The organism is Candidatus Thiothrix putei (assembly GCA_029972225.1).
GTDB classification, from domain to species: Bacteria; Pseudomonadota; Gammaproteobacteria; order Thiotrichales; family Thiotrichaceae; genus Thiothrix; species Thiothrix putei.
This window is the reverse complement of sequence record CP124756.1, coordinates 1,071,298-1,085,890: the sequence shown is the minus strand read 5'-3', so window position 1 is coordinate 1,085,890 and position 14,593 is coordinate 1,071,298. Positions and strand designations below refer to the sequence as shown.

Here is a 14,593-nt window from a genome sequence, read left to right as displayed (position 1 = left end):
ATTCAAACCCCGCCGTTCGTCGGAAACGCTTTGGTTTCAACAACTTGCGGTGTATGAATTTTGACATCAAATCGGCTTTGAAAAGTTAGCATTTGGGCTCACGTCGTTTGGATACTTACAGACTATATTTCTAGCAAATACAGCATTATCAGTTGTCAAAGAACACAGGCAAACGTTGTTGCCTGTTGCGCTTATTATAAGTAAAAATGAATGCCAAAGCTATTCTTTTAATCAAGTATGTTTCTGTGCCGCATACCCTTCCAACCGCGCCCCGTAGGTACGCATATCCTCCGCCGTCAGCTCCTTACCCCGCGCCTCGGCGGGCAATTCCAACGTCAGATGAAAATACGTGCCGCCGCGTGCATTCACTTCCGCCACCAGATTGATTGGCAATGTGCCAAGGATTCTGTCACCCGGTTGCACGATGTCCACATCGAAATGTGCCAGCCGCGCATCGACATGAAAGCCTTCCGATTCTGCCCAATCGACTGCCCCAGCATGGCGCGAAATAAAGTAAGTGGTCATGGTTTCCCCTGTGTTTTGTAAAAATCGCAGTGTAATGCAGCGGCGGGAGGGGCGCGAGGTTGGCAAGCTTGTCGTGCTGGTTTAAGCCAGCCATGCCTGTACGGGCGTGCCATCGATAACTCAGATTCATTGTTTTTTTGTCTTGAACTGGGATTTTTAGGATTAGTGGGATGTAAGTGGGTGTCAAGCCTTCGGTGCAATCCCAACTTAGCTGGTCTGCGAAAAAAGTAGTCGCGCAAGCCTTGCCTGCACGGTATCGCGTATGGCGTCTTGACCAGACACCTTATTTATCCGTTCCCTGACCAGATTGGCATCCACAATACCGCTACGAATGGCTGTCGCCACAAAGTCCATGTCTTTTTCCCGCCCAGCATAAAGTTTGCTGACCATCAGATCATGTGGCTCCAGAAACAAGCCGACAACATTATTGGTGTTCGTGTTAGCAATCCTGATCAGACGACTTTCCCAGCCTTCGGGGAGTGGCGGTGGTCTTGTCAACACCGTCAGCGTAGTACCCAAACGTTTCGTCGAAGGGGGACAACTCACCCAATACACCGTCAATCAGGTCGGCACGTTCAGGGTACTGGACAGGGATCAAATCTGCTTCGCGTTATTGCAAAAGGGCATCTGGGGCTTCTGGGTAGCTACCAAAAATCGACTGGCTGCCAATGACAATGATTTCATTGCTCTGTGTGATTGCCCCCGCTGCTCTGATCAAATGTTCGATTTCATAACGTTTCATGGGTGTTTTTGAATTCGCGTAGGATTTCCCAGCGTTCGTGGGCAGAAAGGCATCCAGCAAAAGGAGAGTTTGAGCGTGCCAGTACTGCGCTTTCTTCGTGGGAATCCAGAATGTTGATGATGTCTGTCACTGGTAAGGAAAGCTTTTGCTCCCAATCGGTGTAAGCCTGCCAATTACCATTGTTGGCACGGTAACGCTGTAAATTGGCGCGGGCGATACCCACCACCTGCTCTGGGTCAGCTTGCAATTTTTCGATGACCCGCTGATGCAGCCGATAAATGCGTTGTTCGATAAGGGTTTGCTTGTTCATTTGGCACAGAACGACAGGCTGAAAACATCAAAATACAGCGAAGGACAATAACTTGCAAGCCTCCATATTCCGAAGCATCCCCCCAGCCCAACCTCAAGACGATACTCTTTTAAATCAGGGCAGTCTTCAGAAGCAGCAGTATACGCCGCAAAGCTAAAAGATGGCGGCGTCTTAATCCCTTTTAAATCAGGGCAGTCTTCAGAACTAAGGTTTGCGCAGAATGAAAAAAAGCGCAGTCTTAATCCCTTTTAAATCAGGGCAGTCTTCAGAAAATACAATGCCGTAGTGCTCGATCTCTCCAAACGGTCTTAATCCCTTTTAAATCAGGGCAGTCTTCAGAAAAACGCCAGTATGAAGAAAGAGCATTCGAGGGCTACGTCTTAATCCCTTTTAAATCAGGGCAGTCTTCAGAACAAAATCTTGGGCTTCCCCCCACAGTAATGCAGGAGTCTTAATCCCTTTTAAATCAGGGCAGTCTTCAGAACCGTCAAATTCGAGGAAGCTGTATTTGTCCTACAGTCTTAATCCCTTTTAAATCAGGGCAGTCTTCAGAAGCGGAATTCAAAAAAGTTGAAGTGACCATTAGTCTTAATCCCTTTTAAATCAGGGCAGTCTTCAGAAGAGAACAAAATGCGGTCATTCCCAATGAAACAGGCGTCTTAATCCCTTTTAAATCAGGGCAGTCTTCAGAAGCTTCTGTGTGCTCACTGGTGACTTCCTACTACGTCTTAATCCCTTTTAAATCAGGGCAGTCTTCAGAACGATTGAACTGGCTAAGATTATCTTTTAATAGAAGGTCTTAATCCCTTTTAAATCAGGGCAGTCTTCAGAAATTTGACACCTAGTTCTAATTTGCATAGCAGTTATTGTCTTAATCCCTTTTAAATCAGGGCAGTCTTCAGAAAAGGCTAGCCTTGCCGCATGTGTTGCCAGCTTGATGTCTTAATCCCTTTTAAATCAGGGCAGTCTTCAGAACATGTAACCATCACAGTGACAGTTGATGGTGGCTGTCTTAATCCCTTTTAAATCAGGGCAGTCTTCAGAAGCTTAAAAAAATGGAAACTAAAAAATGTTGTTCAGTCTTAATCCCTTTTAAATCAGGGCAGTCTTCAGAAACCTAAACTAACCGGAGACAAGCATGGAAAACCAAGTCTTAATCCCTTTTAAATCAGGGCAGTCTTCAGAAAAGCCAAAAGGAGAAAGCCATGCAGCAAAATAACGGTCTTAATCCCTTTTAAATCAGGGCAGTCTTCAGAAATGACCAGATTGCTCAAATGGGAGCAGCGGAAAGTCTTAATCCCTTTTAAATCAGGGCAGTCTTCAGAACTGATAAAAGGCGGCCTGCGTCAGCAGCAAGTTGACGTCTTAATCCCTTTTAAATCAGGGCAGTCTTCAGAAATGTCTATCAACAAGTCATCATGGGCGTGGTGTCTTAATCCCTTTTAAATCAGGGCAGTCTTCAGAAGCAAGCCTAGAGACGCTAACCCCTACCTGCAAGTCTTAATCCCTTTTAAATCAGGGCAGTCTTCAGAAAAGGCGATTGTGAACGCGATTGGCAGTTCAGCGTCTTAATCCCTTTTAAATCAGGGCAGTCTTCAGAAAAGTTTTGCACGTCGATTACATCCAGTTTTTAGGTCTTAATCCCTTTTAAATCAGGGCAGTCTTCAGAAGGCTCGTGTCTAATCGGCCTTTTGAATCAGTGGGTTACAGAGACCCTTAGCAGAAAATTCACTGTATAAAAAGTTGTCTTGAGCGAAAGTTCGACATGGTAAATTGTTAAAGAGGCGACACGCTCAGGTTTCGCGTGTTAATAGACTGATTTTACAATGATTTTATCATATATGGAAGAATTATCCGGCAGTTTCCACTGGGTGAGCGGAGGATGCAACTTTCTCGGCAAAACGCTGCACCAAACGGTTCAGATCATTAATCAGAAAATCGGCTGGCTTCCTGCCCGTTCTAAAACCACCGTGTTGAATGTCATTGCGCAAATTGGCGAGATCATCAGCCGCACATTTTTTATCGTGGTCGCGCAATTGGCTCTCGACCTCGAACCAACGATTTTCTACTTGCTCCCGCGCTGCTTTGGTAAGCAGATCGTCATCGCTCATCTGTGTATCGGCATAAACAGAAATCCAGCCTTCGCGTAACACAATCGCCGCTTCGGGGTAACGCTCGTAGCTGACGTACAATTTCGCCAGCTCCAACATCGCCTGATGCCCCTGCGGGCTAAACAACGAATCCGCCGGAATAGCTTGCAGCTTGGCTTTCAACTGTTCCAACACCGGGAACAATGGCATGAAATGGGTGCGCACTTCGACTTCGCTTTGCGCAATACAGGAGAGCACATTAAGCACGCTACCTCTATCGCTGGCTTTACCTGTGATGATTTGCGGGACACGCACCGTGGAAATATTGTCGGAAAATGCACGGATGGATTCCGCCAAACGTCCCAATGTTCTCGGACGTTCGCTTTGTCCTGCTTTTTGGATGCTGACATTTTCCTGACGTGCCAGCGTTGCCAAGCCCGCACCATGCCCGGTTTTCATAAAGCTTTGCAGACTGCTTGACCAATCCAATAGATTGATAAAAGTACTCATATCCCAAATATCAGAGACACGTTTCTCACGGTTATATTCACCATACAGAATACGCATATCGGGTATCTCTTCTATGCTACGGGTTGAACGAACATAGTTGATCACCGCAGCAGCAAAAAAAGGTTGCGAGCGGAAGCCGTGGGTAATATCAAAAATCACTTTTTTATCGTTCCCTTGCGGGATATTTTCCAAAATGGTATTGAATTGCTCCCACTGCTGTTCAGAATTTGCCCCAAAAGGAACACGGACAACACGCGGTTGCGGTAATTGATTTGCCTCAAATTCAGCAAGAACTTTATGCAAATGCGCCTTTTCTGCCTGTTCGGTTGCCAGCAATACCACCTCGTTGACTTTGTGAGAACCTGTGCCTTTTTCCTCAATGACATAGCCTTGTGCAATTGCCCGCACGACATAGCAGGTGTCGTTAATGTCCGTTTGAGGGTCTTGGTTAAAGCGGTAAGTGGTTGGCTGGTAAACATATTCACCCGTCGGCTTGCCATCTGAGTCACGTTTGGCTTCACCAAGACCAAGAAAGCTGATTAGTCGCATGGGTTTTATCCTTTATATCGTTGGTTGTCAGGCAGCGGCAGCAAGCGGCAAGCGCACATCAATCTCATCCCAAGGCACAAAGACCTTGCCGTGTTCGTCTTTCTCGATCACCAGCCATTCGCTGAGTAGAGCGACATCCTGATGCATATTGCGGTAATGCCGATCCAGCCGCTTTGCCAGCTCGTAGATGGAAACTGCGCCGAGTTTCTTGAGTTCACTGATCAACTCCCAGCGTTTGGGCGTGAAGACCTTGGCGAACTGCGGTACGGTTTCAAAGCCGATGCTGAAATGGGGCGCGACGGCTTGACCTGCTTCGAGGGCTTGCAGGGTTGCGCCGAAGGTGGCTAGGGCACGTTCGGCGGGGTGGTTGAGGTGGATGTTCAGGGTTTTCATCTGAATATCATGCCGTTAGGTACGGGGTGTGTAAAGCCCTATACCGATTCAACTTTCATTAACTCTTTGTCCTGAACGTAAGCATTCACTTTCACAAACTGATTGCTCATCACTTTTTGTTTGACGGGAGCAGGTAGGGTATTCAGCAGTTCTTCGCCTTTTGGCTTGAGTGCATTGACCGTTTTACCGCTTTTCTCAACCGTCAATGTGCCATTAGCACGGTTGAATTTGATCCGTGCGCCAGCCCAGATTTCAGGTTCGGATTCGGCAATAATCGCGGCTTGTTGTGCCTGTAATGCTGCACTGTGTTTGCCGCTGGCTTGCTGCAATTGTTCTTGCCGCTGCTGGTCTTTGTCCTGCCAAGGTTTCAGCAAGGCTTGCAGTTCAGCATCGGGTGCATCGTCCAGTTCCACCAATACCCAACCGAAAGGCAACATCCCACCACGATCTTTTTCCGTGTTGGCTGCCAACCATACGGTTTTCGCTTCGGGTTCGTATTTGGGTTGTTGACCTTTGCCTTGCAGGATTTTGATGTTACGGACACCTTCGATAGTGACGGATTCAGCCCCGCTATGTCGCCCAACTCGTAGCAAAAAGGCTTTGCCAGCCTTCATTTTCTGGAAAATCACGCCACTGCTAATGGCTTCGGCAAGTTTTTCCCAGTCAGGGTGCAGATAGCGGCGTTCCCGTAAGACTTTCATTTCAGCGACGAAACGCCTGTGATAGAAGTAATTGCAAGCAGCGGCAATGTCTTGCACCGTCCAGCGTAATTCCTTGGCTGGTGTGCCTTTACCTGTCATGCCTTGCAGGTCTTGTACGCTCAATGTGCCACCAAAACTGCGGTAGCGTAATGCTGGTAAACATTCCAGAAGCTGGTAAAGGTTTTGGGCTTCTGCTTGTGATTGCACAATTTGCCCGTCTTTGACGACTTCTTTTTTCTTCCGGTCAACAGCAAAACGGATTTCACTACCAAAGAGTGTTGGGGTCTGGTAATTCGCATCGCCCAAGCTAATTAGCCGCATTGGGTCAGTGGCAAAACTGCCTTTGAACAACTCTTTTTGTAATGCCTGATTTCGCTGAGTTGGTTTTAAACGATGCACTTCTTCTGACAAACCCTGACCATCATTTGCATCATCCAATAAGGCGGTGCGGATTGCGCCTTTGATACTGCTACCGGGAATAATGGGATGCTGGCTATACGGGTTGAAAAAGGTGCGCTGGATAGCGAGCTTGTTGACCACGCTTTTGCCACCGCTTTCACGATTGGCACTTTGCCCAACACGCTTCTGGTACAAATCAAACACGCCAGCACTGACAGGCAGGAAATGGCTGGATGCAGCCGCCAATGGTTTGCGGTTGTTGTAGAAGAAATCCTGTACCTGCTTGATCATGTCTTCGGCGCGGCGCGTCGGTTTGCTCACCATCTCCAGCAGGTCTTTACGTTGCCGTTCGGTCAAAACGCGGTTGGCGACATCGCTGTCAAACGCAAACAGTGCTTCCTCTTCCATCACGTAGTTGGTGGGTTCGTAGTCTTCGCCAATCCCCACATGCACAGGTGATAACGGTGTGATGTGCAGGGTGACGCTTTCCATTGTATTGGTTTTCATGCTTGCTCCACCGGCTCAAAGTGAATCGGAATGACGGGCGCGTAGCCTTGTTGCACCGTTTCAGGAATCTGTTTGGATAATTGCCCGTTCCCACCTAGCCCTTTCCCGATAAACGTAGTCGTTGCACTGAATTGTGTGGAACTGAATACTGCGCCTGTTTTTGCCAGTAATACGGGGGTTTTGAACGGTTTGCCCGCTTGTGCCGCCTGCCCACCGTGCCGACCAAAACGGGTGAAAAGCTGGTAATAGCTATTGGCTGCATCAAAGTTCAAACCTTGCGGCGCACTGGGGGCAAGCGTCAGCACCGCATTAGCGTTTGGATTGGCTGGCATGGCTTGAGTGGTCGTTGCCTGCACTTCAAATTTGCCCAAACCAACACTGGCATCACGCCCGAAACCCACATTTCCCATTTGCTCGAAAAGTTGCTTGAGGGTTTCAGCCGTTAATTTGCTCTCATCGAACACCACATGCACATCCAGCAAGGTATCTGCTTTATACCAGTGTTGATCTAAGGCGTAGGGGGCAAAACCGTCCCCGGTTGTTCCCGTTAAACGGCTTATGCTGTTGTGTTGCTGAAGGTGTTCTTCAATGAAATCCTTGGCTTCACACACTGACAACCAGTCGGCAAAAGGTTTATCGAGTGCGTTCAAAGGTAGCCATGCCTGCTTTTTTACGGCTTTACGGTCGGCATCTTTGACTTGCTGGAAGAAATACAGCGGTACATTCGGGCGTGGTACATAACCGTGTGGCAAGGCATCAGATACCACCGCAAACGGCTTGCTAGTCGTGTAACCGTCCAGCAATTCTGTCAACTTGCCTTCGCCCGTGCCGTCCCGCAATAACCAGCACAACTGCCCGAACAGCGTGTCACCCAGCGGCAATGTGCCAAAGGCTGACAGCGGGCGTAATGTCAGGGTCAGGGTTTGCATATCAGGCCGCCTCACCGAAAGTGACGGCATCCAGTTTGGCTTGCACGTCGGTATTGCCCAGCTTGAGGTCAACGAATTCAATTTTGCCGTAACCGCGTGACAATGAACCACCCAAGCCCGTCAGTTCGATCAGCTTCAAACCTTGGAACAGCATATCGCTCAGGTCTTCGCCATCGTGTACGCGCAAGGTCAGTTTGAAATCGAATTCCGCACCGGCTGGAACACGTTCGGTATTGCGCGGGTGTTGTGCCACACCTTGAATACGGTCGATCATGTTTTCCATTTTGGTCTCAGTGAACAAGCGGTTTTTGTCGGATACTTCACGCTTTACCCAATCCTGATTCAGTGAGCAATCCCAGAATGCCAAGCGAGTGGGGCCGATTTCGGTGATCAGCTTGTCGTCATTGGACGGATCGGGTGAACCGCCGAACAGCTTTAGCAATTGCTTGGCGGCTGCCTGATTCGGAGTCTTGCTGATGTGTTTGAAGCTCAGCGGTTTGCCTTCAGTCAAGCCAACCACACCCAGTTGCCATTCCAGCAAGCTGCGCATTTTGCCTTTCAAACTAGAGCCGGGAATATACGGTTGCCCAGTCAACGGATTCTTGATGACGGGATTATCCGTGCCACCGATGTGCATTTCTTCGCTGCCTGCGCCGATGTGCAAGCCAGTCAACAGGCGGATTTTGCCTTGCAGAAGTTGGATATTGGTCAATTGCATGTCGGTTCTCCGTCAGTCTTTCTTTTTCAGTTTGTAAAAGCCCAGCATCGCTTCAAAAAACAGCTTGAAGGTGCGTAGTGTCTTATCATCCGTCACTTGTTGCAGGCAGTGCTGCATGAAGGCGGTAAAGTTATTATCCACATGCTTGCGTCCTTCCGCATACGCGGCTTTGGCATTCAACATGCGGATGAAGGGCAGGTATTCGCCAAACTTTTCCGGGTTCTGCGTAACCTTGGCTTCCCACATCAGCAATTCATCGTAGAAACGCCGGATTTGCGTGGACTTGTTCTGTTCACGCCCAGTTGCCGCCAACGTTTTTGCCGTGTTCAAGGCAATGCTGTTGAACAATTCTGGATTAATTGATGATGTATTAGGTTCTGGAGTGAACTTGATGCTTGAAGTTTCCAGCGTTGGCTTGGGTTCATCCCAGCCGGTATTCCGCCGATCATTTTTATATCCGCTCATGCAACTTATCTCCGATGTTGATAGATGTGGGTAAACAAAGCGATGCGGTAGTTACCCTTGTGTTTTTCGATGCCCTGATTGGCGATTGCCAGACTCAATTCGGCTTGTAAACGTCTGCGCTCGGTTTCATCCAGCTTGCGTCCATCCCGACGGCGGGTTTCCAGCATTCGGTAAGTGCGGTAGGCAAAGCGTGAATGCCAAACGGCGTTTTCTGGTTTGCTGCGATCTTCGGCAAGACTGGTAAGATTTAGCAGCCCGTATAGGTAGCCGGTACTCAAGTCAAAATCCTTGCGCATGACATTCAGTTGCTCGGCACATTCCAGCAGATCATTGAAATGTTCCCAGCTTGCGGGATGACCAAAACACGTCACCGCATTTTTGGGTGGAATGTCTTTTTTCTCTGGATTATGTTTCTTGCCTGCTTCTAAAGCGGCTTCAGCCATATCCGCCAGATAATTGATTGGCAAGCCCGGTTTGGTGATGGAAAGCCCCGCCGAGAAATGCACATCGGGGTTTTCACCGACATAGCGCTTGAATTCCACCTGCATCCGTTGCACCAGTTTCATGGTGGAACGCCACGGCCCGATGAGGAAAAAGTCATCCCCACCTGCAAACACGGTGTAAGTGTTCGGGAATTCTTTCTGGCACAAATACGGCAACCAGATAGAGAAAAACGCATTCATCTGGCGCGATAATGCCGCCATTTTTGCGAAGCTGGGCGCACCGATGCCGCGTTGAAAAATGATGCCGAGGTTGTCCACGTCACCTTTCAAGGTCATCAAGGCACTGATGCCAATCCAATCGCCTTTTTCATCCAGCATTCGATCATCACATGCCAGATGATTCAGGGTTTTGGTTTCTAAGACTGCAAGTTTTTCCTCTACGTCTTGGTATTTGCCTGCTTGATCTTCGAGTAAATCCTTTTCTGTTGCTGTTGGAATCCATGCGTTGATGGCGCGACGTGCATAGCCATTCCACAGCACTTTATCCGCTGCCACTGGCAGAGAGAAATCAACAACCCGTAACAATTTGCCCTCTCGCGCTAATTGCCCAAACTTGCCGCTTTTGTCTTCATCACCTGTAAAGCTGACGTGGAAGCCAAAAATGGGCAACGTTAGGCTTGTGCGTGTACCAATAGATTCACAGGTTAATAGCAGCCTCTCAAACTTCGTCAAATACTCACCCACCTTGATTTGATCGGCAGCAAGACGGCTAATCCATTTATCTTCCAACGCCACGACACCGGGCGAACGCCCGTCAACCGCACACACGGTTTTATTGTTATCGAACGCATCCAAGAACCCATCAAACACCATAGGCGCTTGAGCAGCACACAAATCAAAACGGCGCAGCTTTACTTTTTCCAGTTGCTTAAACAGCCTCGTCATCAAGTCGCTGAATTTGCCTTGGGTAAAGTCATTGCACGCGGCAGGCAACCACGCCAACCCTACGCCCGATTGCCCGAAGGTATGGTCAATGAACCACTGATTCAGTTCGTGTTGCACCTTTTCGAGTTTTTGGATGGTGTCTGGCGTATTCGGCGCAACGATCAGGAATTTACCCGCTGCATTGGTCACTTGGCTGGTGGAGGGTAAATCCAGCGCATCCATAATCTTGAGCGCGGCACATTCCATCAGCAAGGACACATAGAATGAACGCCCACGCAACAGCTTTGCCGCCCGTTTGCGAGTTTCGCCGCCACTGGCAAAGATGAAGTCTTGAATACCGAAAAAATCACCCTGTATCAGCAGGAATTTGTTGGTATCCCAATCTTTCAGTTCGCCCGTTTCCTGCCCGGTTTCCTGATGGTAACGCCACAAAGCCACTGCCAACGCTGCGGTGGTTTTGGAATGGTCATACAGCGACACATCCGCCTTGATACTCTGATTCATCGGTGACACGGTAGCCGCTGGGATGGCATGGGCGTACACCTGCCAAAGCGTATCGAAATGGTCTAACCATAACGGTAGATTTTTGCGGTGAGCCTCAGGAATCTTGGCCAATGCTTCGCGGAAACCTTGCCATAATGCCTTGTATTCTGCCTGTGCCTTAGCGTTGTTACCTTCGGGTTCACACTGTTCTTTTTTCTGCGGGAACAGGCTATCAACCGTCAACGCTTGCAACGCATAACGGTAATTCAGTTTTTCTGCTGCTTTGCCATCCAGCCGGATTTGTTCCAATAGGGTTAACTGGCGGGTGGTGTAGTGATTGAGTTTGGCTTTTTCATCATCGGCAAGTTTGTTGTAGTCCTCAAACTTCTCGCGCTCAAAACCCGAAGCCACCCGATCCGCCGTGGCAATCACCCATTGCAGGAATGTCCCCGGCTTGTGGTGCATTGCCGCTGCATTGATCAGCGAATCATCCGCATCCCGGTCTTTCCACGGTTTGAACGGTGTCATGTCATCCCCGACCAAATCGGGCATGTGGTGTTCCAGCAGATCAAAACCAATGGCGGTGTAAGCTGCATGGATGTGGGTATGCCGTTCGTTATACTTCGGGCAATAAAGCTGCACATTCAAGTCGCGGCGCTGGTTGCCATCCGTGTCTTTTTGATAGGCTTCTTCGATACGCGCCCGTTCTGCAAACTTCCCCAAGTCATGCAAAAATGCCGCTAATGCAACCCGGCTGGATGCATTCAACAAGTGCTTATCTGGCATATCAGCCCCTTTTGATTGATGCAATAAATTTATGCTTCTGAGTATTAACTAAACAGCCCCACCTGTCATCACTGACAAGCTTGTCAAATCCACCCGTGCCGAATCAGCCCTTCAGCACAGTTCCCACTGCCCACACCAGCACCACAGCCACAATGAAAAATGCCAGCCACGACGATTTTTCCTTTTTTTTACTGGCTTGGGGTATCAGGGCTTTCTGGAGTTCTTCACGGGCTTTGCCCAGTGCGTCGGCGTTATAAGTGCCACCCAATATCTTGGATTCGATCAGTTCCTTGCGCAGGTATTCTTTCATACCCTCTTTGACACCATCGGCTTTGCCCTTGCTCAGCCCGTCTTTATAGCCACTTTTATGCCCAAACCACGACCCTACCGCTGCCCCCAGTAACAGGAAAAATAAGGAAGTGAGAATATCCATGACCAGCCCCCGAAGTTTGCCCGACGCAAGACATCCTTGAATTATACCAGTCCGTGCCATAAAATAGTTTTTTTGATCAGGGAAATATGGTTAGATGACTGGTAACAAAAGCAGCCATGAGTAATGTATGACATTAAAAATCACTTTCACTGAGGATGAGATAGCGGAGCTGTTCTACTGGAAGGAGCGCCATCCTCATCCCAGAGTCCGTAAGAAAATGTCCGTGCTGTACCTGAAATCCCAACAGTTGACGCATAAGGAAATCAAACGATTGGAAAGGATTACAGAAGCCACGCTGCTTGCCTACCTAAACGCCTACCTACAACCTAACGGTTTAGAAGCTCTTAAAGAAATACGATTCAATAAACCACAGAGTGATTTGATGGCATATAAAGACAAGATTGAAGCCTATTTTCGTGAATATCCCCCCGCAACCAGCAAGGCGGCAGCCGCTAAGATTGAGGAGCTGACAGGCATCAAACGCAGTGAGGACAGGGTACGTGTCTTTATGAAGAAAATAGGGATGGACATCCATAAAGTGGGGATGATACCCGCCAAAGCTGATGTGGAAGCACAAGAAAAGTTCCTGGAAAATGAACTAAAACCGCGCATTCAGGAGGCTAAGGAGGGCAAACGCGCCCTTTTTTTGTCGATGCCGCCCACTTCGTGTTAGCACCGTTTCTGGGGTTTTTGTGGTCATTTTCCCGCGTATTCATCAAAGCCCCCTGTGGTCGACAACGCTACAACGTATTGGGCGCACTCAATGCGATAACGCTACAACTCATCACGATCACTAACGACTCCTATATCAACGCTAACAGCGTGTGTGAATTATTGGAAAAAATTGCAGCGTTAGCACTCAAAATACCGATCACTTTGGTCTTGGATAATGCCAAGTATCAACGCTGTGAAGCCGTGTTTGCCTGTGCGAAAAGGCTCAATATTGAACTATTATTTTTACCGACCTATTCACCCAACCTCAATCTGATTGAACGGTTGTGGAAGTTCGTCAAGAAAAAATGCTTGTACTCGAAATACTATGATAAGTTTCCCGCTTTCAAGGCGGCCATCACCAACTGTCTCGACAAGCTGGATACCGATCACAAGAAAGAACTGACCCAGTTGATGACAACAAATTTTCAAACCTTTAAAAATGTTCAGGTCTTGACGCTGTAAGGTATATTACTGAACAATGTATCGGATACGGTGATGACCGTCACACTTGACAAGGCAGGCTGATGCCTAACTGAAGACCACCGCATCCAGCGGCAATGTCAACCCAAACAGGGTGCGCGGCTTCGCCCCGTGTGGCTGGAGCAAATACGTTTCCGCCCCCATGTTCCCCAGCGCCTTTTTCAATGCCTTGTGGGTATTCGATTTACGTTCCTCAAACCACGCTTTGGTGATGCCATCGCGCAACGCCAGCGCCACCTGTTCGTAGCTGCCGGTTTGCCCGTGCAGGCGGGCGTAAACGCTGAGGAATTGGCTGGCGAGGTCGGGGGTTTCGGCGCTAGTCCAGTGGATGGGGGGTAAATCGTTGACGCGGCGTTGCAACATCCACGCATAAAACGCGAGTTGCACCGGGGGCATGGTGATGGGAATTCCGCCGCAAGTGAGGCTGGCGCGTTGCCAGTCGAGGCGCACTTGCGCGGGGTCGAAACGGCGTTGTGCGGCGGCAATGGTGTCACTGAAACTGCTGCTGCCTTGCAACAAGTCTTGCGGCAAACCTTCCCGCAGGCGCACAAACGGGATGTCGGCAAGCGTCACTTCCACCTTGCTGGCATCAAAACCGGAGCCGTCTTCGCGCACTACCCAGACACTGCGCGGCGGTGGGTAGAAGAATTCTTGGTGAAAAAAATACTCCTCATCAACCAGCACATGGGTGAGGCGGTCTTGCGCCCTGCCCAATAGCGAGAGGGCGTAGCCAGCGTAAAACGTCATGGTGCGTCGCCCGCCGGAAAGCGACACGGTGAGTTGGCTGTGCGGGTCGGCGGTCAGTTGTTGCACGATACGGGTGATGCAATCGGCGGCGTGGGTATTGTCGCGGTGGGTGCGAATGTCGTCGAGCGCTTGCCCCGCCGCATCCGTGATCAGGTGGATGTGCGCGGGGTCGCAAGCGGGGGCGGGCAGGGCATAATCCGCGCACAGTTTCGCCAGCCAGCCGGGTTGTGTGCCGCACACCAATTGGCGCACAAACGGTTCACCTTGGCGGGTGGTGATAATGTGTACTTCGGTGGGCATACACGCGGGGCGGGTGTGTTGGGTGAGGGCGTAAACGGTTTCGGTGACAATTTGCGGGGAATTCGCCGCCACCGCCAGCAAGATGCGGCGCGGGTAAGTGTGCGGTTGGGTAGGGTCGGGGATTGTCATGCCGTCATTCAGTATTCATCTCCGGCACTGCCAGCACCAAATCAGAACGCGGCTCCCCCACACAAAATAACCCCATCCCCGCTTCTGCATCTTCCTCAAACAAGGCCAGCGGGTCACCATCGGGGTAAACCATTTCCCCCGACACCACTTTAGTCATGCAAACCCCGCAAATACCGCCACCACAGCCCCACGGCACAGGTATTTCTTGCCGCAAAGCCGCCTGCAACACGGTTTCCCCCGCATTCACCTGAAACTGAAACGGCGTATCCAAAATGGTGACGGTATAACTCATGCG

The 14,593-nt window shown here is 49.6% G+C and carries 14 protein-coding genes, 1 pseudogene and 2 CRISPR repeat arrays (1 of these 17 cut by a window edge); of the genes and pseudogenes, 1 reads left to right on the top strand and 14 read right to left on the bottom strand.

The annotated features are described in order from the left end of the window. A CRISPR array of direct repeats spans window positions 1–8; the repeat unit is 36 nt (it extends 866 nt beyond the left edge of the window). A 223-nt stretch (window positions 9–231) separates the two neighbouring features. The 12 genes from csx16 to QJT81_05575 form a co-directional block, all read right to left on the bottom strand. Further along, window positions 232–525 (bottom strand): CRISPR-associated protein Csx16, encoded by a 294-nt coding sequence (gene csx16, locus QJT81_05630; GenBank protein ID WGZ95467.1) that lies wholly within the window; start codon window positions 523–525, stop codon window positions 232–234. Window positions 526–732: 207 nt separating this feature from the next. Then, window positions 733–1,071, bottom strand: a complete 339-nt coding sequence (locus tag QJT81_05625) for a hypothetical protein (GenBank protein WGZ95466.1) — start codon at window positions 1,069–1,071, stop codon at window positions 733–735. Window positions 1,072–1,135: 64 nt separating this feature from the next. Continuing rightward, on the bottom strand, window positions 1,136–1,267 hold the full coding sequence (locus QJT81_05620) for a hypothetical protein (GenBank protein WGZ95465.1): 132 nt from the start codon (window positions 1,265–1,267) through the stop codon (window positions 1,136–1,138). Continuing rightward, window positions 1,254–1,577, bottom strand: a complete 324-nt coding sequence (locus QJT81_05615) for a hypothetical protein (protein WGZ95464.1) — start codon at window positions 1,575–1,577, stop codon at window positions 1,254–1,256. The genes QJT81_05620 and QJT81_05615 overlap by 14 nt, the downstream gene beginning before the upstream one ends. 96 nt (window positions 1,578–1,673) lie before the next feature. Beyond that, window positions 1,674–3,247: direct repeats of the CRISPR family, unit length 36 nt; unit sequence GTCTTAATCCCTTTTAAATCAGGGCAGTCTTCAGAA. Window positions 3,248–3,427: 180 nt separating this feature from the next. Then, window positions 3,428–4,726, bottom strand: a complete 1,299-nt coding sequence (gene csx2 / locus QJT81_05610; GenBank protein ID WGZ95463.1) for a TIGR02221 family CRISPR-associated protein — start codon at window positions 4,724–4,726, stop codon at window positions 3,428–3,430. A gap of 27 nt (window positions 4,727–4,753) precedes the next feature. Next, a complete protein-coding gene (locus QJT81_05605) occupies window positions 4,754–5,119 on the bottom strand; it encodes a hypothetical protein (GenBank protein WGZ95462.1) in 366 nt (121 codons plus the stop codon). A gap of 38 nt (window positions 5,120–5,157) precedes the next feature. Next, window positions 5,158–6,726, bottom strand: coding sequence for an RAMP superfamily CRISPR-associated protein (locus QJT81_05600; GenBank protein ID WGZ95461.1), 1,569 nt, complete (start codon window positions 6,724–6,726; stop codon window positions 5,158–5,160). Beyond that, window positions 6,723–7,655 (bottom strand): hypothetical protein, encoded by a 933-nt coding sequence (locus QJT81_05595; GenBank protein WGZ95460.1) that lies wholly within the window; start codon window positions 7,653–7,655, stop codon window positions 6,723–6,725. The genes QJT81_05600 and QJT81_05595 overlap by 4 nt, the downstream gene beginning before the upstream one ends. Window position 7,656: 1 nt before the next feature. Continuing rightward, complete coding sequence (gene csm3, locus QJT81_05590; GenBank protein WGZ95459.1) at window positions 7,657–8,373, bottom strand: type III-A CRISPR-associated RAMP protein Csm3; 717 nt, start codon at window positions 8,371–8,373, stop codon at window positions 7,657–7,659. Between the two features lie 12 nt (window positions 8,374–8,385). After that, on the bottom strand, window positions 8,386–8,838 hold the full coding sequence (gene csm2, locus QJT81_05585) for a type III-A CRISPR-associated protein Csm2 (protein WGZ95458.1): 453 nt from the start codon (window positions 8,836–8,838) through the stop codon (window positions 8,386–8,388). Between the two features lie 5 nt (window positions 8,839–8,843). Further along, window positions 8,844–11,495: a type III-A CRISPR-associated protein Cas10/Csm1 gene (cas10, locus tag QJT81_05580; GenBank protein WGZ95457.1), complete on the bottom strand. Its 2,652-nt coding sequence runs from the start codon at window positions 11,493–11,495 to the stop codon at window positions 8,844–8,846. Between the two features lie 103 nt (window positions 11,496–11,598). Further along, entirely contained in the window at window positions 11,599–11,928 is a 330-nt protein-coding gene (locus tag QJT81_05575; protein WGZ95456.1) for a hypothetical protein, read from the bottom strand. 127 nt (window positions 11,929–12,055) lie between these two features. On the opposite strand from QJT81_05575, the pseudogene QJT81_05570 reads away from it, so the two are divergent. Then, window positions 12,056–13,104, top strand: a pseudogene (locus QJT81_05570) (IS630 family transposase). Window positions 13,105–13,170: 66 nt separating this feature from the next. Here the strand turns inward: QJT81_05570 and csm6 are convergent. Beyond that, the gene (gene csm6 / locus QJT81_05565) at window positions 13,171–14,298 is read right to left on the bottom strand and encodes a CRISPR-associated ring nuclease Csm6 (GenBank protein ID WGZ95455.1); all 1,128 of its coding nucleotides are present in this window, start codon (window positions 14,296–14,298) and stop codon (window positions 13,171–13,173) included. Between the two features lie 4 nt (window positions 14,299–14,302). Then, window positions 14,303–14,590, bottom strand: coding sequence for a 2Fe-2S iron-sulfur cluster-binding protein (locus tag QJT81_05560; GenBank protein ID WGZ95454.1), 288 nt, complete (start codon window positions 14,588–14,590; stop codon window positions 14,303–14,305). Window positions 14,591–14,593: the final 3 nt, after the last annotated feature.

Coding starts and splice junctions, on each gene's coding strand:
- csx16 (WGZ95467.1), bottom strand. CDS start 525: ATGACCACTTACTTTATTTCGCGCCATGCTGGGGCAGTCGATTGGGCA.
- QJT81_05620 (WGZ95465.1), bottom strand. CDS start 1,267: ATGAAACGTTATGAAATCGAACATTTGATCAGAGCAGCGGGGGCAATC.
- QJT81_05615 (WGZ95464.1), bottom strand. CDS start 1,577: ATGAACAAGCAAACCCTTATCGAACAACGCATTTATCGGCTGCATCAG.
- csx2 (WGZ95463.1), bottom strand. CDS start 4,726: ATGCGACTAATCAGCTTTCTTGGTCTTGGTGAAGCCAAACGTGACTCA.
- QJT81_05605 (WGZ95462.1), bottom strand. CDS start 5,119: ATGAAAACCCTGAACATCCACCTCAACCACCCCGCCGAACGTGCCCTA.
- QJT81_05600 (WGZ95461.1), bottom strand. CDS start 6,726: ATGAAAACCAATACAATGGAAAGCGTCACCCTGCACATCACACCGTTA.
- QJT81_05595 (WGZ95460.1), bottom strand. CDS start 7,655: ATGCAAACCCTGACCCTGACATTACGCCCGCTGTCAGCCTTTGGCACA.
- csm3 (WGZ95459.1), bottom strand. CDS start 8,373: ATGCAATTGACCAATATCCAACTTCTGCAAGGCAAAATCCGCCTGTTG.
- csm2 (WGZ95458.1), bottom strand. CDS start 8,838: ATGAGCGGATATAAAAATGATCGGCGGAATACCGGCTGGGATGAACCC.
- cas10 (WGZ95457.1), bottom strand. CDS start 11,495: ATGCCAGATAAGCACTTGTTGAATGCATCCAGCCGGGTTGCATTAGCG.
- QJT81_05575 (WGZ95456.1), bottom strand. CDS start 11,928: ATGGATATTCTCACTTCCTTATTTTTCCTGTTACTGGGGGCAGCGGTA.
- csm6 (WGZ95455.1), bottom strand. CDS start 14,298: ATGACAATCCCCGACCCTACCCAACCGCACACTTACCCGCGCCGCATC.
- QJT81_05560 (WGZ95454.1), bottom strand. CDS start 14,590: ATGAGTTATACCGTCACCATTTTGGATACGCCGTTTCAGTTTCAGGTG.